A 21,228-nucleotide genomic window follows, 5' to 3' on the forward strand; every position below is an offset into this window, starting at 1 on the left:
CCAGCGCATACCGGCTGACCAGGCGACCAGCCGGCACGTTGCGTTACGGTCGACCGACAACGCCCTCGGCCAATGTCGAAGACCGAACGAGCACCACGCCGGAGACCCGCAATGCCGCAGCCCGCCCGCAGGCCACGCAGCCGCGTGGATACCGAACGCGATATCCGGCAACATGCCCGCGAACTCCTCGTCGAGCAGGGCCATGAAGCCGTGACGCTGCGCGCCATCGCGCGTGGCCTCGGCATCACCGCCCCGGCGCTGTACCGCTATTACTCGTCGCGCGCCGCACTGCTCGATCAGCTACGCGTGGACATCTGCGTGGATCTGGCCGAGCAGATGGTCACGGAACTCGCCAAGGCGCCCGAGGACGACGCGGTGGAACAGGTGCGCGCCGCCTGCCGGGGTTTCCGTGGCTGGTCGGTCGCGCATCCACGGGAGTTCGTGCTGTCTTTCGCTTCGCTGATGCAGGAGGAAGAAACGCCGCCGAAGCTGGCACCCGCTCAGTGGCCACAGGATGGCTTCGGCAAGGTGTTCCTCTCCGTGGCCGGACAGGTGCTCGCCACCCACGAGCTCGCCCCGCAGCCAGTGGAGGCGATCCCAGACGAGCTGGTCGCCGACCTGGCCACGTTCCGGGACAACCTGCTCGGCACGATCGCCGAACGCGGCGTGGTACTCACCGAAGCGCGGTTGAGTATTGGTGCCACCTACCAGATCCTGCAGTTCTGGGTACGGCTCTACGGGCATGTAGCGCTCGAGGTGTTCGGCAGGTTCCCCGGCCCGTTGAGCAACCCGGACGCACTGTTCGAGGCGAACCTGACCAGCCTGATCCGCGATATCGGCCTGACCCCGTAACGGCCCGGATCAGCCGTCGGTTCGCGCGGCGCGCGCGGCCTTGGCGGTACCGAACTCGCTGAAATCGGCCTCACCTGGCGCGCCCCAGACAACCACCATTTTCAGTGGTTCGCTGCCGGTATTGCGCACATCGTGGTCCACGCCGACCGGGGCAAGCACCGAATCGCCCGGCCCCAGCTCGTAGGTCTGCTCGGCCACGCGCATCGTGGCCTCGCCGGCGACTACCAGGTACAGCTCCTCGAGCGGCTCATCCTCGTCGTGCGCGTGCATGCCTTCGGCGCCACCCGGCGGGATCTCCCAGCTCTGCACCGCAACCGGCAACCGGTTGCGCTCGAAGAAATGCCACTGGATGCGCGTGTTCGACCCCTCGTGCAGTTCAAAATCGAAGGCACCCGCCCCCGAGCGCTCCAACATCGAACCCACTCCTAAGCCACGACGTTCACCAGCCGACCGGGAACCACGATAACCTTGCGCGGCTGCTCGCCAGCCAGGATTTCCACGATCTTCTCGTCAGCCAACGCCGCCGCGCGCACCTCGTCCTGCCCGGCCTCGCTCGGCACGGTCACCCGCGCGCGCACCTTGCCGTTCACCTGGATCGGATACTCCACGGTTTCGTCCACCAGGTACCGCTCATCGGCCTCCGGGAACGGCCCGTGCACCAGCGATTCGGTGTGCCCCAACCGCTGCCACAGTTCCTCGGCGATATGCGGGCACTGCGGTGCCAGCATCAACACCAGGGGTTCCACCAGGGCCCTCGGCGTCGCGTCGGCGCCGGCGTAGACCTTCGTCAGATGGTTGTTGAACTCGATCAGCTTCGCCCCGCCGGTGTTGAACCGTAGCTCGCTGAACTCCTCGCGCACCCCGGCGATCGCCTTGTGCAGCGCGCGCAGGTCGTTCTCGGTCGGGTCTACATCGGATACTCGCGGCTCGCCGGTCTGCTCATCGACCACGTTGCGCCACAGTCGTTGCAGGAACCGTTGCGCGCCAACCACATCCTTGGTTGCCCACGGGCGGGAGACTTCCAGCGGCCCCATCGCCATCTCGTAGAACCGGAAGGTGTCCGCCCCGTACTGCTCGCACATCTCGTCCGGGGTGACGACATTGCGCAGGCTCTTGCCCATCTTCCCGTACTCGCGCCGGACCTGCTCGCCCTGGTAGAAGAACTTTCCGTCCTGTTCGGACACATCTTCGGCCGGAACGTAGCTGCCCCTGGCACCGGTGTACGCGTAGGCCTGGATGTAGCCCTGGTTCACCAACCGGCGATACGGCTCCTCGGAGGACACGTGCCCCAGGTCGAACAGCACCTTGTGCCAGAACCGGGCGTACAGCAAGTGCAGCACGGCGTGCTCGACGCCACCGATGTACAGGTCCACCCCGCCGGGGTCGTTCGCGCCGTGCTCGGCCGGCCGCTTGCCGACCCAGTACTGCTCGTTCTGCGCGGCCACGAAGGCTTCGTCGTTGCTTGGATCGATGTAACGCAGCTGGTACCAGCAGGAGCCGGCCCACTGCGGCATCACATTGGTGTCCCTGCGGTACTTCTTCGGCCCGTCACCCAGATCCAGCTCGACCTCGACCCAGTCGGTTGCCTTCGCCAGCGGTGGGTTCGGCTCGGTATCCGCATCGTCCGGGTCATAGCTGGTTGGCGCGTAGTCCGGCACATCAGGCAGCTCCACCGGCAGCTGGTCGGCCGGCAACGGATGCGGCATCCCGTGCTCGTCATAGACGATCGGGAACGGCTCGCCCCAGTACCGCTGCCGCGCGAACAACCAGTCCCGCAGCTTGTACTCGGTGGTGCCCACCCCGAAGCCGCGCTCGGCCAGCCAGTCGACGATCGCCTGCTTCGCCTCCTCGACGTCCATCCCGTCCAGGAAGCCGGAATTGATCGCCGGGCCGGCGCCGGTGAACGCCTTGCCGTCGAACCCTTCCGCCGGCTGCACGGTGCGGACGATCTCCAGGCCGAACTCTTCGGCGAAATCCCAGTCGCGCTGGTCATGGCCAGGCACCGCCATGATCGCGCCGGTGCCGTAGCCCATCAGCACGTAGTCCGCGATGAAAACCGGGATTTCCTTACCGTTCACCGGGTTTGTCGCGTACGCGCCGGTGAACACACCGGTCTTGTCCTTGTTCTCCTGGCGGTCCAGCTCGGACTTCAGTGATACCGCGCGCCGGTAGTCGGCAACCGCGGCCGCCGGGTCCGCCGCACCACCGGTCCACCGAGCGTCCACATTGGCCGGCCAGACCGCGCCGGTGATCTGCTCAACCAGCGGGTGTTCCGGAGCCAGCACCAGGTAGGTCGCCCCGAACAGGGTGTCCGGACGGGTGGTGAACACCTCGATGCGGTGCTCGCCGACCGGGAAGTACACGTTCGCGCCAACGGAGCGACCGATCCAGTTGCGCTGCATCGTTTTGACCTTGTCCGGCCAGTCCAGCCGGTCCAGGTCATCCACCAGCCGATCCGCATACGCGGTGATCCGCATCATCCACTGGCGCAGGTTCTTCCGGAACACCGGGAAGTTGCCTCGATCGCTGCGGCCATCCGGGGTGACCTCCTCGTTGGCCACCACCGTGCCCAGCCCGGGGCACCAGTTGACCGGCGCCTCGGACTGGTAGACCAACCGATGCGAGTCGATGACCTTGCGCTGCTCCACGGTGCTCAGCTCGGCCCAGCCACGCCCGTCCGGGGTCGGCCGGGTGCCCTGCGCGTACTCGGCGATCAGCTCGTCGATCGGGCGCGCCTTCTGCTGCTGGTCGTCGTACCAGGCGTTGTAGATCTGCAGGAAGATCCACTGCGTCCAGCGGTAGTAGGACACATCGGTGGTGGCGAACCGCCTGCGCTCGTCATGCCCGAAGCCCAGCTGGCGGATCTGTGCAAGGAACCGCTCGATATTCGCCTCGGTGGTGCTCCGCGGATGGGTACCGGTCTGCACCGCGTACTGCTCGGCTGGCAGCCCGAAGGCGTCGAAGCCCATGGTGTGCAGCACGTTCCGGCCGTTCATCCGGTTGTACCTGGCGTAAACGTCGGTGGCGATATAGCTCAGCGGATGGCCCACGTGCAGCCCCGACCCGGACGGGTAGGGGAACATGTCCTGCAGGAACAGCTTGTCCTCGGGCACCGAACGCGCGGGGTCGGCAAGCGGGCCAACCGGGTTCGGCGCGTAGAAGCTGCCGTTTTCGGCCCAGTACTTTTGCCAGCGGCGTTCGATGTCGCCAGCCATGACCGCGTCGTAGCGGTAGGCGGGCGTCTGCTCGGTGCTGCCGGTCGCGCCGTCGCTCATTGCCGTGTGTCCTCCTTGCGTCCTGCCCCGAAATACAACAAAACCCCCCAACCCGGCTTTGGGCATGAGGGGCTGCCGCGTCGGCGAGTGTGTCAGCCGGCGCGGCTAACTAAGGAGCAGGCGAGTCATGCTCATACCAGCATGATAGCTGGCGTGTCGACCGGAAAACCTGGGGCACCACCGTGCGCTTAAGCTGGTCTCGTGTTGCTCGCTCTTACTACCGCCCAGCAGGCCGCCGACCCGGCCCCGCTCGGCGTCCGCATTCTGCTTGCGGTCTCGCTGTGCCTCGGCGCGGTCGCACTTGGTTGCGCCGGCTGGCTCGGCATCCGCGAGCGGCTGCCTCGGAACCGCTTCATCGGCGTACGCACCTCGGCGAGCATGCGCGGCGATGAGACGTTTCGGGTGGCCAACCGGATCGCCGGCCCTGCCACGCTGTGCGGCGCACTGGTCGGCTTGGTCACCGCACTGATCCCGCTGACCATGTCCAACGCCGCCATGCAGCTGACCATCTGGATCCTCGGCATGCTCGGCATGGTCGGTCTCGCCCTCGCGGGCGGGATACTCGGCCACCGTGCCGCCCAGCTGGTCGCCGACAACCCGCCGAAGCCGGCCGGCTGCTCGAGCTGCACCGGGTGCGCCGGTGCCGGCTGCGCTGCCCTAACAAACTAGTGCTGGCCTGACAAACTAGTTACGCCGTAGATCGCCCGGATGGGTCGCGAGTAGCGCCACCGGCAGGCCCTGCCTGCGCAGCACCGCGCCCCAGAGGTCGAAGTCCGGGATGGCAAGCACATCGCCTGGCAGTGCGGGCACCACCAGCCAGTCGCCGCGATCCAGTTCCCTGGCGAGCTGCCCGGTGTCCCAGCCGGCGTAGCCAGCGAACACCCGGATCCCGCGCACCCGGCTCGCCAGCAGATCCGGATCGGCGTCCAGATCGATCAGCGCCACCGGCCCGTGCACGCTGATCACGCCCTGCATGCTGCGCGCATCCTCACCGGTACGCAGCGCGGCAAGGCAGAGCGCGGTCTTCTGCTCGACTGGCCCGCCGACGAAAACCGCCTGCGGTTCACTGACATGCCGCGCCCACACCGGAAGCACGTCGTCCACTGGCACCTGGCTCGGGCGGTTCAGTACGACGCCGAGGGTGCCCTCATCCCGGTGATCAATGATGTACACGACCGTGCGGCGAAAATTCGAGTCGCCCATAGTGGGTGCCGCCACCAGGAGTACCCCCGGCTCGACCTCAGCATCCGCTTCCTCCACACGGTCAATCATGTCACTCGACCGGTGTGCGTCGTCGCGCGTGTTCGGTTTGTAACCACCGGGTCCGAAGCACGCTCACTCCGGCGGTGTGACGCCCTGCTCCCGAGCCCAATTCAGCAGCTCCGCGACGGCCTCATCGTGCGGTATCGGACCACGTTCCAGGCGTAGTTCCTTGAGGTACTGCCACGCCTTGCCGACCATCGGGCCCGGCTGGATGCCAAGCAGCCGCATGATCTCGTTGCCGTCCAGATCCGGACGCACCCGCGCGAGATCCTCCTCGGCCTGGATCCGCGCGATGCGCTCCTCGAGATCGTCGTAGGACCGGCGCAACGCCGCCGCCTTGCGCTTGTTGCGGGTCGTGCAGTCCGCGCGCACCAGCTTGTGCAGCCGGGAAAGCAGGTGCCCGGCATCGGTCACGTACCTGCGCACCGCGGAATCGGTCCATTCGCCCTTGCCGTAGCCGTGGAAGCGCAGGTGCAGGAACACCAGCTGGGCGACGTCCTCGATCACGTCCTTCGAGTACCGCAGGGCACGCAATCGCTTGCGCGCCATCTTCGCGCCCACCACTTCGTGGTGATGGAAGCTGACCCCGCCACCGTCTTCGAACCGGCGCGTCGCGGGTTTGCCGATATCGTGCAGCAGCGCGGCCAGCCGCAGCACCAGATCCGGCGCGGCATCCGGGTCGTCCCGCTTCTCCAGGTCGATCGCCTGGTCCAGCACGGTCAGCGAATGCTCGTAGACGTCCTTGTGCTGGTGGTGCTCATCGATCGCGAGCGACATACCCGGCACCTCGGGCAGTACCTGCTCGGCAAGCCCGGTCCGCACCAGCAGCTCGATACCCAGCCGGGGCCGACTGCCGGTGATCAGCTTGGTCAGCTCGGCCTGCACCCGCTCCGGAGTGATCCTGGCCAGCTCGCCCGCCATCTCGGTCATCGCCCGCACCACCCGCGGCGCCGGCCGGAAACCCAGCTGGGCGACGAATCGCGCGGCCCGCAGCATCCGCAATGGATCGTCCGCGAAGGACTCCTCCGGGGTGCTCGGGGTATCCAGGATTCGCTCGCGCACCGCCGCCATCCCATCGAACGGATCGACAAGCTTCTTTGTCGACATATCGATGGCCATCGCGTTCGCGGTGAAATCTCTGCGCTTGAGGTCGTCGGTGAGCGAGTCGCCGAACCGGACCTCCGGATTCCGGCTCACTCGATCGTATGAATCCGCACGGAAGGTGGTGATCTCCACCTGTACCCCGTGCCGGACCGCGCCAACCGTGCCGAACGCGATCCCGGTATCCCATACCGCCTCCGCCCAGCCATCCAGCAGCTCGAGCACCCGTGCGGGGCGGGCATCGGTGGTGAAGTCGAGATCGCCGCCGGGTTGGCCCAACACCGCGTCCCGCACGCTCCCGCCAACCAGATAGAGCGCGTGCCCCGCGGCGCTGAACCGCTCGGCGAGGTCATCCACGAGGGGCGAGATCCGGAGCAACTCCACGACCACATTCTGCTTGGCAACGAGGGTGGACACGGCCGGTCAGCGTATCCGGCACCGCCAACGGCGCGCCGGCCGGAGTCGATCGCACCGATCCAGCGGCAACGTAAAGAGCCGCCGCCTGATCCGCGATCCGCATTACGATCGCGGATGGACCAGCGGCGGGCGAAGGCACAAGGACGGGTGGATGCGGCAAGAACAGGACGGGACCACCCGACAGGGAAGTAGCGACCGCTGATGGCACGGTCCGGCGACAGATCCGAGGGCGGTAAACCCGCCAGAAGGGGCGGCAGGGCGCGCCGGCGCAGACGCGCGCGCGGAATGAAAACCGTCGCCGAAACCTCGGCCGGCGGGCTGATGCTGGACGACGGCGGGCACCACGTGGTGCTGATCGGCCGCTTGGACCGCAAAGGCCGGCTGCTCTGGTCGCTACCGAAGGGACATATCGAACAGGGCGAGACGGCCGAGCAGACCGCGATGCGGGAGGTTGCCGAGGAAACCGGCATTCACGGCGTGGCCATCCAGCCGCTCGGCACGATCGACTACTGGTTCGTGGCCGAGAAACGCAAGGTGCACAAGACGGTGCACCATTTCCTGATGCGCGCCACCTCCGGCGAACTGTCCGACGAAGACACCGAGGTCACCGAGGTCGCCTGGGTACCGCTCGCCGATCTGGAATCCCGGTTGGCCTACGCTGACGAGCGCCGGTTGGCCCGGACCGCGCGGGAACTGCTGAACGGCGCCAGCCACGGACTGCTCGCCAAGCCGGAGCAACCAGCTAGTTCGGATAACCCCAAGTACCCGGAGAACGCAGGGGAATTGTCTTGACGCCGCTCGTACGCCGCGCGTACTCGGCCGTGCTCGTCACCTTGGTAGTGCTCGCCAGCATGACCCTCGCACCACTCGGCACCGCCACCGCACAGCCAATCTCCGGGATCGAATCCAAACTCCAGCTGGACGTCAACGAGCTCACCCCACGGGTGGTCACCGGCTCGGAGCAAACGCTTGCGGTTCGCGGCACGGTCACCAACACCAGCAACAGCACGATCAACAACATCACCGCCCGCGTGCAGCTCGGCGACCCGCAGAGCAGCGAGAGCGCGCTGCGCGGGGTGCTCGGCGAGGCGCCGCCAACGGATACCGCGCGCTCCGAGTTCGAAACCGTGGTCGAAACACTTCCGCCGGGCCAGAGCGCACAGCTCGAACTGGTTGTGCCGCTCGGCCCGGAGGCATTGCAGATCACCCAGCCCGGTGTCTATCCGCTGCTGGTGAACGTGAACGGCACCCCGCAGGACAGTGGGGACGCGCGGTTGGCCGCACTGAACACCCTGTTGCCGGTACTCGCGCCGCCGGGTGGCCAACCAGTGCCGCCGACCTCGGTGCCCACCTCGATGCTCTGGCCGATCATGGACAGCAAACCGAGAGTGGTCAGCGATGCGGTCGACCGCCCGCTGGTGCTCTCGGACGACCGGTTGGCCGACTCGCTCGCCCCCGGCGGCCGGCTGTACGGGTTGGTCGCGGCGGTTCGCGCGGAAGCAACCGATACGCCGATCAGTAGCGCGCTGTGCCTGGCCATCGACCCCGAACTACTCGATACGGTGAGCGCGATGGCCAACGGCTATCGGGTGAACCGGCAGGACGGCGGCAGCGATGCGGGCCGCGGATCGGCCGCGGCCAACCAGTGGCTGGCCGATCTTCGCGAGGTGGCGGACGGCCGCTGCGTCATCGCGCTGCCGTACGCCGACGCCGATCTCGCCGCACTGACCAGCGCGAATCCGAAGCAGGACGGGATGAGCTCGCTGGCCAGGTTGGCGCTGGCCGGTAGCGAGATCATCAACGAGGTGCTTGCCCCTGTTCAACCGATCGGCGGCGTGGCCTGGCCGGCCGGCGGCACGCTGGACGACCACACCATGCGCGAGTTGACCGAATTGGGGATCAACAAGTTCGTGGTGGATCCGGCGAAATTGCGTACCGTCGATCCCAACAGGGAAAGCGCCCCGATGAACCTCAGCGGGATGCGCAGTCCAACGGGCGAGGGGGTGACCGCACTGCCGTACGACTCGCTGGTGGCGAGCGCGCTGTTGCGGCCTTCCGCGCCGGCGGCGGGGACCACGGCGACGGCCAGCCCGCGCTCCGTGTCCACCCAGAACGGTCTTGCCGCGCTCGCCTTCCGGGGTGCCTTCGCCACCGAGGATCAGGGCTCGCCGGTACTGGTGACCCCGCCGCGCCGCTGGGCGGCCACGGAGACCGAACTGCGCACCTTCCTGAGCACGCTGAACTCGTTCGCCGAACGCGGCATGGTGCGGCCGGTCGGCTTCCAGGAAATGCTGGCGACGCCGACGGCCGGAACCACCGAGCTGGACTACACCGCGGAAGACACGGCCAGCCAGGTACCCGCGGCCGCGGTGGAATCAGTGTTCGAGACCAACATTCGCACCGGTGATCTGCAGAGCGCGCTGCGTCGGGACACGGTGGAACAGCTACAGCCGGCCGAGGTGGTCGAACCGGTGCGGCACGCGCTACTGCGCGCCACCTCCAGCGTCTGGCGGGAGCACCCGCAAGGCGCGGATCAGTCGGCGCGAACCGGCGAACGGCATCTGGACGGGCTGACCGACAGGGTGACGGCGGCAACATCCGGACAGATTTCGCTGGCATCTGGTGACAGCCCGTTACCGGTTTCCCTGCAGAACGAACTACCGGTGCCAATCGCGGTACGCGTCACGTTTTCGGAGGTCCCCGGGCTTCGGCCGGACCCTACGGAGCTACAGCGAATACCCGCGAATAGTGGTGTTTCCAGGCTGTTTCCCGCCGAGGTCACCCGTTCTGGCCGGTTCAGCGTGGATGTGTCGCTCACTACGCCAAGTGGCGGAGAACTTGGTCCGGCTGCCCGCTTCGAGTTGGCGTCGAGCCATTACGGCGGGATCATGCTTGTGGTTACCGGAACCGCGGGCGCAGCTTTGGTGTTGCTGGTCGGGTTGCGGATTTACCGCAGGATGAGGAGTGACCGCCCGAACGACGGCCAGCAGGAGCGACCGTAGGTTGAGCAATCCGGACAGACCGGCCACTCGCCGGGCAGAGCCGCCCGAGCTGAGGCCGAGTCCACAGGGACGCCCCGAAGGGCACCCGGGAAGCCGGGAACCACGTTCGGCCGGCCAAGGGGAGTCACCGTCCGTAAACGGTAAGCCACCCAATGGACAGAATCCTGGTCGCGGGCAGAACGGCGTAGCGCCGCCAAACGGTCAGCGGGTCAACGGCCGGCCGGCGAACGGTCGACCCCGGCCACCCGCGGCCGAGCAACGACCGGAGCAACCGCGCCCCGAGCAGCGCCCAGAACAGGGTCGTCCAGAACAGGGTCGCCCGGAACGGCCGCGCCGCGAGTCAGCTGCCGGCCAGCAAGGTCAACTACCGGGAGGTCAGCCACCGCCGCGACGCAGGCAGACCCCGCCGCCACCGAACCGGCGTCCCGCGCCCGGCCAGGAACCGCCGCGCCGCCGTGCCCGTCCAGAACAGGGCCGTCCAGAACAGGGTCGTCCGGAACATGGCAGTCGCGACCAACCGCGCCGCGAGCCACCACCCGAATCGGGCCGGCAGCGACCTCGCCCCGAACAGCAGCCGCCCACCCGGCAGGCAAGGCCGACGCGCCAACCCCCACCGGGCGGCCAGCCGCCTCCTGGACCGCCCGCTAGGGGCGGCACGCCACCGCCCGGTAGGGAGGACCACCCGGCCCGGCGCGTCCAGCAACCGGACCGCCGCGCGCCGGAGCAACGCCCGCCCCACCCAGGACAGGCTCGTCCAGAACAGGGCCATCCAGAACAGGGCCATCCAGAACAGGGCCGGCCAGAACAGGGCCAACGTCGGGCACCGCGCCCACCCGAGCGCACCCGCAGGGGCGAACCACCGCCACGTGGCGACCTACCGCCACGCGAGGGCGAGCCCGGGCGGCCACCTCGACGTCGGCCTGCCGAGCCAACCGGTCGTGCCCGGCCGGCCGAACCACCAACCCGGCGCAGGGCACCCGGCCCGCCCGGCCAGCAGCCCCCCAGAGGGGAACAACTCAGCCCACCAGGACAGGGCCCCCCGGGACAGGGACCGCCGCGGCAACCCCCGCCTGGGCGCGGCCCGGAACGGCCACCGTCCCGGCGCCCGCAGCGACCGGACCAGCCGACCCAACGGCCAAGCGAGCAGCCCACCCAACGGGCAAGGCAACCGGAACCCGAACCCGAGGCAGCGCCACAGCCCAAGCCCGCGGAGCCGGATAACCCGCCTTCGCTGGCGAAGTCGACGGGCACTCTGGCACTCGCGACGCTGACCAGTAGGGCCACCGGCTTCATCTGGAAGGCCATGCTGGCCTGGGTACTCGGGCTGAGCGTGATCAACGACTCGTTCACGGTCGCGAACACCCTGCCCACGATCATTTACGAGCTGCTCCTCGGAGCCGTGCTGACAAGTGTGTTCGTCCCGCTGCTCGTACGGGCGCAGGACGATGAAGACGGCGGTCAGGCGTATACCCAGCGACTGCTGACCGTTGGGTTGACCATACTCGGTATCGGCACGGTGATCGCGGTCGCCTGCGCACCGCTGCTCACCCAGGTCTTCATGGACGGCAGCTCGGAGAACGCGAACCCGGAGCTGGCCACCGCGTTCGCCTATCTGCTTTTGCCGGAGATCCTGTTCTACGGGATGTTCGCGCTGCTTTCCGCGATCCTGAACTCCCGGCACGTGTTCGGCCCTCCGGCGTGGGCGCCGGTGCTGAACAACGTCGTGGTGATCCTGACGATCCTGCTTTACACCATCGTGCCGGGGGAGATCTCCACCAATCCGGTACAGATGGGCGAACCGAAGCTGCTCGTCCTGGGCATCGGCGTCACGCTCGGCATCGTCGTCCAGGCGGTCGTGCTGGTGCCCGCGGTCCGCAAGCTCGGCTTCAAGTTCCGCTGGAACTGGGGCTTCGACTCCCGGATGAAGGAGTTCGGCCGGCTGGCCCTGTGGATCCTCGGTTATGTCGGCATCAGCCAGATCGGCATGGTCTTCCTGACCAGGGTGCTCTCCATCTCGGACGGCGGGCCATCCACGTACTCACTTGCCTGGCTGCTCTTCCAACTGCCCTACGGGGTAATTGGCGTATCGCTGCTCACCGCGATCATGCCGAGGCTGTCCAGGGCGGCCGCCGACCGCAAGCGGCGCCGGCTGATCAACGAGTTCTCCTATGCCAGCCGGTTGACCACGGTCATGCTGGTGCCGATCTCCGCCATGCTCACCGTGGCCGGTTCCTCGGTCGGCATGGCGTTGTTCTCGTTCGGTCAGGCCAGCCCGGAGCAGGCCGGCCGGCTGGGTGCCGCACTGGCGATCTCCGCCTTCGGGCTGTTGCCGTTCGCGCTGACCATGCTGCAACTACGGGTGTTCTACGCGATGAAGGACGCACGGGCACCCACCCTGATCATGGCGGTCATGACAGCGGTGAAGATCCCGCTGTTCTACATGTGCGCCAGCCTTCTCGCCGAAGAGGACATCGTGGTCGGCGTGATGTGGGTGAACTCGCTTGGCTTCCTGATCGGCGCGATCATCGGTCAGGTCTGGCTGTGGGTTCGGCTCGGCCGGCTGCAGGGTCGGCGGATCTCCCGGGTGATCTGGTTGAGCGTGCTGGCCAGCGCGATCGCCGTGGTGGTCGCCCTGCTGGTTTCCTGGCTGGTCAGCCTGGTGCTACCGAGCCTCGGCGATGTCGGCGATGCCTGGCTGTCGCTGATCCTGCTTGGCAGCATCACCTGCGTCGTCGCGCTGTACCTGCTCTCGCTGTTCGGCGTGGAAGAGGTCAAGCCGGCCACTTCGCGGATCACCCGGTTGATCCGGCGGCGCTGATTCGTTCGGGGTTGCGCCTAACGGCACGGCCGAGGTAGCGGCAACTTCACCCAGGCGAGCGGCCCACTGCTCAGCAAAGGTCACGAGTTTGAGTCGATTTCACGTACCCTCGTAGGAAGGCGCCCGTCCGGGTAGGGGTCCGGCGTGCGCGAGGAGAGCGTGGATGAGTGCTGTGGACAGAGAACGGACCGAGTTCTCGGGCGATATCGACCCGGGCCAGGCCTTACCGCCGACGAACGGGTCGGGTGTGCGGGCCAGGGCCGGATCGTTGCTGCCCGGCGGCGTGGTCGGCGACGGTCGGTATCGGCTGCTCGCCCAGTTCGGCGTGGACGCCCGCGGCGGTGCGCAGCTGTGGCGAGCCAGAGACGGACAGTTGCGGCGCGATGTCGCACTGACCGTACTGGTCGGCAACGCGGCCGACTCCGAGGCGGCCAAACAAGCGCGGCGCACGCTGGAACGCGCCGCGCACGCCGCGCGCTTCACGCATCCGGGCACCGCGAAGGTGATCGACGTACTCAGCCTCGGCAATGGCATCAGCGCCAGCGAGGGCGTACTCGGCATCGTGGTCGCCGACTGGACCCAGGGCACCGATCTGGTTGACCTGATCGGGCATCGCGCGCTCGCCCCCGATATGGCGTCCAAACTGCTCCAGCCGCTGGCCAGCGCGGTGGAACAGGCCCACCACAGCGGGATCGTGCTCGGCGTCGACCATCCGCAGCGGCTGCGGGTCACGCCGGACGGCAAACTGCGGCTGGCCTTCCCCGGACCGCTGCCGGACAGCACACTGCGCGCCGACGTCAAGGGACTCGGCGCGGTGCTCTACCTATTACTTACCGGTCGCTGGCCGTTACCCGGCGGACCGCAGGCCCTGCCACCCGCGCCCACCGGACCCAACGGATCGATCGCGGCGCCGAAGACGCTGGAACCAGCGGTACCCGCCGATCTGTCCGCGGTCGCGGTACGCAGCCTGGAAGACGACAGTGTGAACGGCATCCGCACGGGCGCCGCGATCCTGCGCGTCCTCGAGCAGGCAGCCGCCAACGCCGACCGCGATGAGCTGCGCCAGCGGATCGCGGCCAGCGGCGAAAGCGCGGAACCCGAACCGGGCACCCAGGACGAGAACGGCGTGGTCTGGACGACCCGCAAACCGGTGAAGGACCGGGCTCGCCGCCGCAAGCTGGCCGTCGGCGTCACCATCCTCACCGTGCTCACCGTCGGCGTCCTCGCCTGGCTGGGCATGCAGGTGATCAGTTTCTTCTCGGACGGCGGTTCGAGCAGCAGTGCACCGCCGCCGAGCGCGGCAAGCACCGCGCAGAACGAGCAGAACGAGAACACCCAGCAGCCCAAGCCGGCACAAGGTCCGGCCAAGCCAGTGAAGCCGGAAAGCGTCGCGGTATTCAACGTCTCCGGCAGTCCGGACGGCGTGAGCGCCGTGGACCGCACCATCGACGGCGATCCGGGCACCACCTGGAGCACCGACGCGTACTACCAGCCGTTTCCCGCGCTCAAGCCCGGTATCGGGGTGGTCGCGAACTTTTCCTCCGAGGTAAACCTCGCGCAGGTGAATGTGGATTCGCCGAGTGAGGGGACCGAGGTGGAGATCCGTGCCGCGGACAGCCCGGAGGCTCCGCTGGAGAGCACCCAGGTGGTCGGCACGGCCACGCTCAGCGGCGGCCTCACCGAGATCAAGCTGGATAAGCCGACCAAGAGTCGACACTTCATCGTGTGGATCACCAAGCTCGCCGGCACCGACCCGGAAAACCAGTCGGAACTCGGCGAACTCAAGTACCTACCGGCGGGATAACTCCAGTAGCGGCTGCCCGGCGCGATACCCTCTCCCGGTGACCGCTGCCGCCAGTTCGGATGCCGACCTCATCCGCGCACATGCCGCTGGCGATCCGCGCGCATTCAGCGAGCTGGTGCAACGGCACCGGGACCGGATGTGGGCGGTTGCCCTGCGCACGGTGCGCGACCCGGAAGAAGCCGCCGACGCCCTCCAGGAGGCGTTCATCTCGGCGTTTCGCGCGGCGGCCAATTTCCGCGCCGAATCGCAGGTGACCACCTGGTTACATCGGATTGTGGTGAACGCCTGCCTCGATCGGATACGCCGCAAACAGGCCAAACCGACCGTACAGTTACCGGAGACCGGCCCCGGTGAGCCGAGCACTGGCGAGGACACCATGGCCGACCGGGAAACCAAACTGGTCGTGCAACAGGCGCTCGCCGAACTACCCGAAGACCAGCGGGGTCCCATCGTGCTCGTGGACGTCGAAGGCTACTCGGTTTCCGAGACCGCCCAGCTGCTCGGCATTGCTGAAGGCACGGTGAAGAGCAGGTGTGCGCGAGGTCGCGCGAAGTTGGCGAAAGTTCTTGGACACCTCAGGAACCCGAGTGCAGATGCGAACGTCCCACCTAACGCAAGGGATAACCACCCAGACGGACAGCTACAGCGTCCGGGTGCGGCGCAGCGTTACCGGGAGGGGCAATGACAGACACTAGTTGGGGGCATGGCGGCCAGTTGGGCCCGCCGTGGTCTGTCGACGTACTCGCCGACCTACAGGCGGGGGTGCTCGATCCGGAAACCGAGGCGCAGCTGTGGCCACAGGTCAACGCGGACCCCGAGGCCCGCGCGATCCTGGCCGCGCTGGACGAGACCACCGCGGACCTGAACGCACTCGGTGCGGCCCCCGCGCCACCCATGCCAGCGGAGTTCGCCGCCAGGCTGGACGCGGCCATAGCCGATGAGGTGCAGCAGCGCGAGGCGACCGGCGGGCAGCAGTCCGGCGGCGCACAGGTGGTGGACATCGCCACCGCTCGCCGGCGGAAGCAGCGCAAGATCGCCGGTTGGGGGACCGGCATCCTGGGCGCTGCGGCGGCCGCGGCTGCGATTGTGTTCGCCACGAACCCGGCGACGACCAGCACGCCCGGCGAGGGTGTCGCCGCGCCAAGCGCGGACAGCGACACCGCGGAAGGGCCGATGGCGTTGACCGAGGACACCCTGGGCAGCCAGTACGCCGGCGCATTGGGGGCGCGGGACTACGGGCCGCTGGACGATCCCGACAAGCTCAGCCAGTGTCTCGCGGCCAACGAGGTCGATCCGTCGATCGAGCCGGCCGGAGTCAAGGAGATCACCCTGGACGGCCAGCAGGGCGTACTGGTGATCCTGCCGACCCAGGAGGCTGCCGCGCAGTTCCAGCTGCTCGTTGTCGGCTCGAACTGTGGCCCGGACAATCCGGACACGCTTGCTAATACCGTCGTCGGCGGCTGACTCCGGGACATTTCGCAAAGCGGTGTACCTCACCTCACGGTGATGGAACAACCGGCGCATACCATCGCGTTGACACCCAACGAGCGGCGCGATGGGCGCCGGGCCGGTTTCGCCGGCTGGCACTGCGAGCGGAGGTCATGTGGCTGAGCAAGACGTTCGGAACCTGATCATTGTTGGTTCTGGGCCCGCCGGGTACACCGCCGCGGTGTATGCCGCGCGTGCGGAGTTGAACCCGTTGGTCTTCGAAGGTTCCCAGTTCGGCGGTGCGTTGATGACCACCACCGACGTGGAGAACTACCCCGGCTTCAAGGACGGGATCATGGGTCCCGACCTGATGGCGCAGATGCGTTCGCAGGCCGAGCGGTTCGGCGCCGAGCTGCGCGCCGAGGACGTCGAATCGATCGAGCTCAAGGGCGACATCAAGTACGTCGAGGCGAACGGCAAGCGCTACGGGGCGCGGGCCGTGGTCCTGGCCATGGGTGCCGCGGCCAGGTACCTCCACGTACCCGGCGAGCAGGAACTGCTCGGACACGGCGTATCCGCCTGCGCGACCTGCGATGGCTTCTTCTTCCGCGACCAGGACATCGCGGTGGTCGGCGGCGGGGACTCCGCGATGGAGGAAGCCACCTTCCTGACCAAGTTCGCCCGCACCGTCACGATCATCCACCGGCGCGAGGAGTTCCGCGCTTCGAAGATCATGCTCGAGCGGGCAAGGGCGAACGAGAAGATCCGCTGGCAGCTCAACTCCGAGGTCCTCGAGGTTCTCGGGGAGGGCAAGGTCGCTGGCGCTCGGCTGCGGGACACGGTTACCGGCGAGGAGTCCACCTTGGACGTCACCGGGGTGTTCATGGCGATCGGCCACGATCCGCGCAGTGAGCTGGTCCGCGACCAGGTGGTGGTGGACGCCGAAGGCTACGTCCAGGCCAACCAGCCGGGCACGCAGACCAACTTGGACGGCGTGTTTGCCTGCGGCGACCTGGTCGACCACACCTACCGGCAGGCCATCACGGCGGCCGGCTCGGGCTGCTCCGCTGCCATTGACGCCGAGCGGTGGCTCGCCGAGCACGAGGTCAGCGAGTCCGCGCAGCAGGCACCGGAACTCGTTGGCGGCGGGTACACCGCATAACGCGGACACGACAGGATTTCAGTTAACCCAAAAGGAGATGAGATGGCCGGTACACCCGTAACCGTGACCGATGCCTCGTTCAAGGACGATGTCCTGGGCAGCGACAAGCCCGTACTGGTGGACTTCTGGGCCACCTGGTGCGGACCGTGCAAGATGGTCGCCCCGGTACTCGAGGAGATCGCCTCCGAGCACGCGGAGAAGATCACCATCGCCAAGCTCGACATCGACGAGAACCCGTCGATCACCCGGGACTACCAGGTCATGTCGGTGCCGACGCTGATTCTGTTCCAGAACGGCGAGCCGGTGAAGCAGATCGTCGGCGCCAAGTCGAAGCCGGCGCTGATCTCGGATCTCTCCGAGGTCCTGAACTGAGGCTGTATCTGGGCATCGGACACCCGATGCGTTCCACGTGAAACAAATGTCTGCTTCGGCAGCAACCACACCCCTGGGTCAAACGTCTTCTGAACGAGCGTGCTTTTGCGCGACCCAGGGGTGTTGTGTTGCTCTGGGGAGATTGAGGTCGCAGTTTGGCCACCTCGGGTAACACCATGTGGCAACTCGCCCGATGGGCCTAACAAGGGGCCCGATATGCGCAAGGCACAATAGGGCATCACGAACCGCGCCGGGCGTAACCGGCGCCCTACGAAGAGCGAGGAGTGCATGCTGGTGCTCCGCCGCGGCGATACCGGGCCAGCCGTTGCCGAGATTAGGTCAACCCTTGGTGCGCTGGACTTATTGCCGTCGAATAGTGGTGGAGATACCTTCGACGGCACCGTCGAGCATGCCGTTCGTGCCTTCCAGCAGCGCCGTGGCCTGATCATCGACGGCATCGTCGGTCCGGCCACCTACAGCGCGCTGCGCGATGCCACGTATCACTTCGGCAATCGGCCACTCGCTTACCTGGTTTCCGCGCCGGTACGCGGCGATGACGTCTTCGCCCTGCAGGAACGCCTTCTCGAACTCGGCTACGACGCGGGCCGACCGAACGGCGTGTTCGGTGCACAGACCGAGCACGCACTACGCAATTTCCAGCGGGATTACGGCCTACTGGTGGACGGTATCTGCGGCGCGGGCACGGTACGCGCGCTCAAACAGCTGTCCCCGCGCACCAGGGGCGGCCGCCCAGTGTTCCTGCGCGAGCAGGAGCGGGTGCGCAGGGCCGGCCCGTGGCTGCGTGGCAAACGCATCGTGATCGACCCAGGGCATGGCGGCGATGATCCCGGGGTGGCGGCCTTTGGTGTCACCGAGTCGGAGATCGTCTGGGACCTGGCCCGCCGGCTGGAAGGCCGGATGAAGGCCACCGGGATGGAAGCGTTGATTTCCCGCGGCCCCGCCAGTGGGCCCAGCGAGGCCGATCGTGCCGCGTTTGCCAACGAGGCCGGCGCCGATCTACTGCTCTCCCTGCACTGCGACCGCAATCAATCGCCGCATGCGCAGGGCATCGCGACGTTCCACTACGGCACCGGCAACGGCACCTCGTCCACGGTCGGCGAGGCCCTTGCCGGTTTCCTGCAGCGTGAGCTGGTCGCGCGCACCGGGATGCTGGACTGCCGGACCCACCCGAAGACCTGGGAAGTGCTGCTCTACACGCGCTGTCCCGCGGTACGCGCCGAGGTCGGTTACCTGACCAACGCCGAGGACCGCAGGCGGCTGTCTGATCCGGCCTTCCGGGATGTGGTGGCCGAGGGAATCCTGGTGGCCGTCAAGCGGCTGTACCTACTTGGCGAGAACGACCAGCCAACCGGCACGTTTACCTTCAACGATCTGCTACGCACCGAACTCGCCAAAGCCGAGTAGGTCAATTTGTCGACAAAGGCACTTGTCGATGCTAGCTAGCGGACTTTAGACGCGAGCGCGGTCCAGTGTCGCGCTCGCGGTACTCACACTGACCGTGCCGAGCAGCTGCTCGAGCGCTGCTTCCACGTCTTCCTTCCAGGAAAGACCAGACCGCAGTTCCAGCCGCAGCCGCGGCCACCGCGCGTGTGGTCGCACCGTCTTGAAGCCAACGCTACGCAGGAAGTCCGCCGGCACCACGCAGTCCTGCTCGACAGTCGGATCGTCCCCGTCCAGCTCGGTTTTGCCGAACGCCTCGATCGCCTTGACGCCACGCTTGGCGAGGTCCTGCGCGACCGCCTGGACGAGCAGCCGGCCAAGCCCACCGCCGCGGAACTCGGCGAGCACATTGAACCCGGTCAGCAACACCGCGTCCGGGCTGACCGGGGAAGTGGGGAAGGCTGCCGAGCGCGGCACCACATTCGGCGGGGCGAACAGTACGAAGCCCACCGGCAAGGATTCGCTGTACACGATCCGGCCGCAGGAACCCCACTCCAGCAGCACGCTGGACACCCAGGCTTCCTTCTCCAGCTCGGTCTCGCCGTACTCCTCGGCCTCGGTCTTCAGATGCGGCGCGAGTTCCCAGTAAACGCACTGCCGGCAATGCCTCGGCAGCTCCTCCAGGTTGTCCAGGGTGATACCGACGACACGTCGCGACACCTGAACCTCCCGTGACAGTGGACGGGCCACCGGAAAAATCAGGCTCAAGCGGGACCCAACCAGGATGATATGTGCATCGCAGTCGGGCCGGAAGGTCGGGGGAGGCTAGGCAGATCCGGTTACACTCGACGAAGCCGCTAGTCAACCCGTAAGGAAACCTTCCGCTCGTTAGGAAACCGTTCCGCTCATTAAGGAAACAGTGCCTCTATGAACCCCTCCGACAGCTCGAATGACCCGACAGAGATCTCGACCCAGCAGCATCGGCACAGCCTTGACCCGCACGTAGGCCGCTACGCGGCGCGGACCAAGGGGATGACCGCATCCGAGGTACGAGCGCTCTTCGCGGTCGCGAGCCGACCGGAGGTGGTTTCCCTCGCCGGTGGGATGCCCAATCTCGCCGCGCTGCCCATCGATTCGCTCAGCGAGCAGGTTGCCTCACTGGTCAGCAACGATGGCCTGGTGGCGCTGCAGTACGGCTCCGCCCAAGGCGTGCCCGAGCTGCGTGAGCAGATCTGCGATGTGATGGCGTTGGAGGGTATTCAGGCGCATCCGGACGATGTGGTGGTGACCGTCGGCTCGCAGATGGGGCTGGACATGGTGACCCGGGTGTTCTGCGACCCGGGTGATGTGGTGCTCGCCGAGGGTCCCTCCTATGTTGGCGCGCTGAGCTCGTTCTCGGCGTACCAGGCGAACGTGGTGCACGTGGCGATGGACGACGACGGCCTGCAGCCCGCCGCGCTACGGGAGGCGATCGAGACCGCGCACCGGCATGGTCAGCGGGTCAAATTCCTTTACACCATCCCGAATTTCCACAACCCAGCCGGCGTCACGCTTGCCGTGTCCCGGCGCGCCGAGGTGCTGGAGATCTGTGCCGAGCACGGGATCATGGTGCTCGAGGACAACCCGTACGGTCTGCTCGGTTTCAATGGCCAGACCTACCCATCGCTGCGCACCCAGGATCCGAACAACGTGGTGTATCTGGGTTCGTTCTCCAAGACCTTCGCTTCCGGGTTGCGAGTCGGCTGGGTGCTCGCACCACATGCGGTGCGCGAAAAACTGGTACTGGCCGCGGAATCGGCCACGCTCTGCCCGCCCACGTTCAACCAGATGCTGGTGTCTCGCTACCTGGCCACGCACGACTGGCAGGGTCAGATCAAGAAGTTCCGGGAGAACTACCGGGAGCGCAGGGACGCCATGCTGTCCGCGCTTGAGCAGTACATGCCTGCCGGCTGCAGCTGGACCAAACCGGACGGTGGCTTCTACGTCTGGCTCACCGCGCCGGAAGGCGTTGACACCAAAGCGATGTTGCCGCGCGCGGTCACCGCACGCGTGGCCTACGCATCCGGCACCGGGTTCTACGCGGATCAGCTGGGCAGCAGACAGATGCGCTTGTCGTACTGTTACCCGACGCCGGAACGGATCCAGGAGGGCGTGCGCCGGTTGTCCGGGGTGCTCACTGACGAGCTGGAGCTGTACAACACGTTTGGTCCGGCCGCGCAGCGCACCATCTCCGGCCCGCAGGCGCCTTCGCCGGACACCGCTTGAGTTCGTTGCCGCGTAACCATTTTCGCTGAGTCCACTATGGATGTTACATGTGGACGGTCTAAGGAGCT

18 protein-coding genes are annotated in these 21,228 nt (G+C 67.1%); 12 read left to right on the forward strand and 6 right to left on the reverse strand.

The features are described 5' to 3' along the window. Window positions 1-111: 111 nt before the first annotated feature. A complete protein-coding gene (locus EV191_RS06795; protein ID WP_132875897.1) occupies window positions 112-852 on the forward strand; it encodes a TetR/AcrR family transcriptional regulator in 741 nt (246 codons plus the stop codon). A gap of 9 nt (window positions 853-861) precedes the next feature. Here EV191_RS06795 and EV191_RS06800 read toward each other — a convergent pair whose 3' ends face one another. Together EV191_RS06800 and leuS are read right to left on the reverse strand one after the other, a co-directional pair. After that, window positions 862-1,266: a cupin domain-containing protein gene (locus tag EV191_RS06800; protein WP_132875898.1), complete on the reverse strand. Its 405-nt coding sequence runs from the start codon at window positions 1,264-1,266 to the stop codon at window positions 862-864. 11 nt (window positions 1,267-1,277) lie between these two features. Further along, window positions 1,278-4,127 (reverse strand): leucine--tRNA ligase, encoded by a 2,850-nt coding sequence (gene leuS, locus EV191_RS06805; RefSeq protein ID WP_132875899.1) that lies wholly within the window; start codon window positions 4,125-4,127, stop codon window positions 1,278-1,280. Window positions 4,128-4,328: 201 nt separating this feature from the next. Here leuS and EV191_RS06810 point away from each other — a divergent pair, with 201 nt between their 5' ends. Next, a complete protein-coding gene (locus tag EV191_RS06810; RefSeq protein ID WP_132875900.1) occupies window positions 4,329-4,796 on the forward strand; it encodes an SdpI family protein in 468 nt (155 codons plus the stop codon). A 15-nt stretch (window positions 4,797-4,811) separates the two neighbouring features. Here the strand turns inward: EV191_RS06810 and EV191_RS06815 are convergent, their stop codons facing one another. Together EV191_RS06815 and EV191_RS06820 are read right to left on the reverse strand one after the other, a co-directional pair. Next, window positions 4,812-5,399 carry a YqgE/AlgH family protein gene (locus EV191_RS06815; protein WP_132875901.1) on the reverse strand — a complete coding sequence of 196 codons (588 nt, stop codon included), beginning with the start codon at window positions 5,397-5,399 and terminating at the stop codon, window positions 4,812-4,814. A 63-nt stretch (window positions 5,400-5,462) separates the two neighbouring features. Then, on the reverse strand, window positions 5,463-6,908 hold the full coding sequence (locus EV191_RS06820; protein ID WP_132875902.1) for a CCA tRNA nucleotidyltransferase: 1,446 nt from the start codon (window positions 6,906-6,908) through the stop codon (window positions 5,463-5,465). 201 nt (window positions 6,909-7,109) lie between these two features. Between EV191_RS06820 and EV191_RS06825 the strand changes: the two genes are divergently transcribed. Together EV191_RS06825 and EV191_RS06830 are read left to right on the forward strand one after the other, a co-directional pair. Then, the gene (locus tag EV191_RS06825; protein ID WP_132875903.1) at window positions 7,110-7,700 is read left to right on the forward strand and encodes an NUDIX hydrolase; all 591 of its coding nucleotides are present in this window, start codon (window positions 7,110-7,112) and stop codon (window positions 7,698-7,700) included. Then, window positions 7,697-9,910: a DUF6049 family protein gene (locus EV191_RS06830; protein ID WP_132875904.1), complete on the forward strand. Its 2,214-nt coding sequence runs from the start codon at window positions 7,697-7,699 to the stop codon at window positions 9,908-9,910. Before EV191_RS06825 ends, EV191_RS06830 begins: the two co-directional genes overlap by 4 nt. A 209-nt stretch (window positions 9,911-10,119) precedes the next feature. On the opposite strand, the gene EV191_RS30500 is transcribed toward EV191_RS06830, so the two are convergent. Next, window positions 10,120-10,524, reverse strand: coding sequence for a hypothetical protein (locus EV191_RS30500; protein WP_243658816.1), 405 nt, complete (start codon window positions 10,522-10,524; stop codon window positions 10,120-10,122). Between the two features lie 653 nt (window positions 10,525-11,177). Here EV191_RS30500 and murJ point away from each other — a divergent pair. The 7 genes from murJ (at window position 11,178) to EV191_RS06865 (ending at window position 18,919) form a co-directional block, all read left to right on the forward strand. Then, window positions 11,178-12,728 carry a murein biosynthesis integral membrane protein MurJ gene (gene murJ / locus EV191_RS30505; protein WP_424565435.1) on the forward strand — a complete coding sequence of 517 codons (1,551 nt, stop codon included), beginning with the start codon at window positions 11,178-11,180 and terminating at the stop codon, window positions 12,726-12,728. A gap of 163 nt (window positions 12,729-12,891) precedes the next feature. After that, a complete protein-coding gene (locus EV191_RS06840; RefSeq protein ID WP_243658777.1) occupies window positions 12,892-14,532 on the forward strand; it encodes a protein kinase family protein in 1,641 nt (546 codons plus the stop codon). Window positions 14,533-14,569: 37 nt separating this feature from the next. Next, window positions 14,570-15,217: an RNA polymerase sigma factor SigM gene (sigM, locus tag EV191_RS06845; protein ID WP_132875905.1), complete on the forward strand. Its 648-nt coding sequence runs from the start codon at window positions 14,570-14,572 to the stop codon at window positions 15,215-15,217. After that, complete coding sequence (locus EV191_RS06850; RefSeq protein WP_132875906.1) at window positions 15,214-15,996, forward strand: hypothetical protein; 783 nt, start codon at window positions 15,214-15,216, stop codon at window positions 15,994-15,996. Before sigM ends, EV191_RS06850 begins: the two co-directional genes overlap by 4 nt. A gap of 139 nt (window positions 15,997-16,135) precedes the next feature. Next, window positions 16,136-17,122 (forward strand): thioredoxin-disulfide reductase, encoded by a 987-nt coding sequence (gene trxB, locus EV191_RS06855; RefSeq protein ID WP_132875907.1) that lies wholly within the window; start codon window positions 16,136-16,138, stop codon window positions 17,120-17,122. A 42-nt stretch (window positions 17,123-17,164) separates the two neighbouring features. Then, the gene (gene trxA, locus EV191_RS06860) at window positions 17,165-17,494 is read left to right on the forward strand and encodes a thioredoxin (protein ID WP_132875908.1); all 330 of its coding nucleotides are present in this window, start codon (window positions 17,165-17,167) and stop codon (window positions 17,492-17,494) included. 288 nt (window positions 17,495-17,782) lie between these two features. Next, window positions 17,783-18,919, forward strand: a complete 1,137-nt coding sequence (locus EV191_RS06865) for an N-acetylmuramoyl-L-alanine amidase (RefSeq protein WP_132875909.1) — start codon at window positions 17,783-17,785, stop codon at window positions 18,917-18,919. Between the two features lie 45 nt (window positions 18,920-18,964). On the opposite strand, the gene EV191_RS06870 is transcribed toward EV191_RS06865, so the two are convergent. After that, the gene (locus tag EV191_RS06870; protein WP_132875910.1) at window positions 18,965-19,615 is read right to left on the reverse strand and encodes a GNAT family N-acetyltransferase; all 651 of its coding nucleotides are present in this window, start codon (window positions 19,613-19,615) and stop codon (window positions 18,965-18,967) included. Window positions 19,616-19,822: 207 nt separating this feature from the next. On the opposite strand from EV191_RS06870, the gene EV191_RS06875 reads away from it, so the two are divergent. Continuing rightward, a complete protein-coding gene (locus EV191_RS06875; RefSeq protein ID WP_132875911.1) occupies window positions 19,823-21,160 on the forward strand; it encodes an aminotransferase-like domain-containing protein in 1,338 nt (445 codons plus the stop codon). Window positions 21,161-21,228: the final 68 nt, after the last annotated feature.

The sequence above is a fragment of the Tamaricihabitans halophyticus genome, assembly GCF_004340875.1.
GTDB lineage: Bacteria > Actinomycetota > Actinomycetes > Mycobacteriales > Pseudonocardiaceae > Tamaricihabitans > Tamaricihabitans halophyticus.

Bases quoted from the DNA above. Each gene is read 5' to 3' on its own strand.
- EV191_RS06795 (WP_132875897.1), top strand. From the start codon at position 112: ATGCCGCAGCCCGCCCGCAGGCCACGCAGCCGCGTGGATACCGAACGC.
- EV191_RS06800 (WP_132875898.1), bottom strand. From the start codon at position 1,266: ATGTTGGAGCGCTCGGGGGCGGGTGCCTTCGATTTTGAACTGCACGAG.
- leuS (WP_132875899.1), bottom strand. From the start codon at position 4,127: ATGAGCGACGGCGCGACCGGCAGCACCGAGCAGACGCCCGCCTACCGC.
- EV191_RS06815 (WP_132875901.1), bottom strand. From the start codon at position 5,399: ATGATTGACCGTGTGGAGGAAGCGGATGCTGAGGTCGAGCCGGGGGTA.
- EV191_RS06825 (WP_132875903.1), top strand. From the start codon at position 7,110: ATGGCACGGTCCGGCGACAGATCCGAGGGCGGTAAACCCGCCAGAAGG.
- EV191_RS06840 (WP_243658777.1), top strand. From the start codon at position 12,892: ATGAGTGCTGTGGACAGAGAACGGACCGAGTTCTCGGGCGATATCGAC.
- EV191_RS06850 (WP_132875906.1), top strand. From the start codon at position 15,214: ATGACAGACACTAGTTGGGGGCATGGCGGCCAGTTGGGCCCGCCGTGG.
- trxA (WP_132875908.1), top strand. From the start codon at position 17,165: ATGGCCGGTACACCCGTAACCGTGACCGATGCCTCGTTCAAGGACGAT.
- EV191_RS06865 (WP_132875909.1), top strand. From the start codon at position 17,783: ATGCTGGTGCTCCGCCGCGGCGATACCGGGCCAGCCGTTGCCGAGATT.
- EV191_RS06875 (WP_132875911.1), top strand. From the start codon at position 19,823: ATGAACCCCTCCGACAGCTCGAATGACCCGACAGAGATCTCGACCCAG.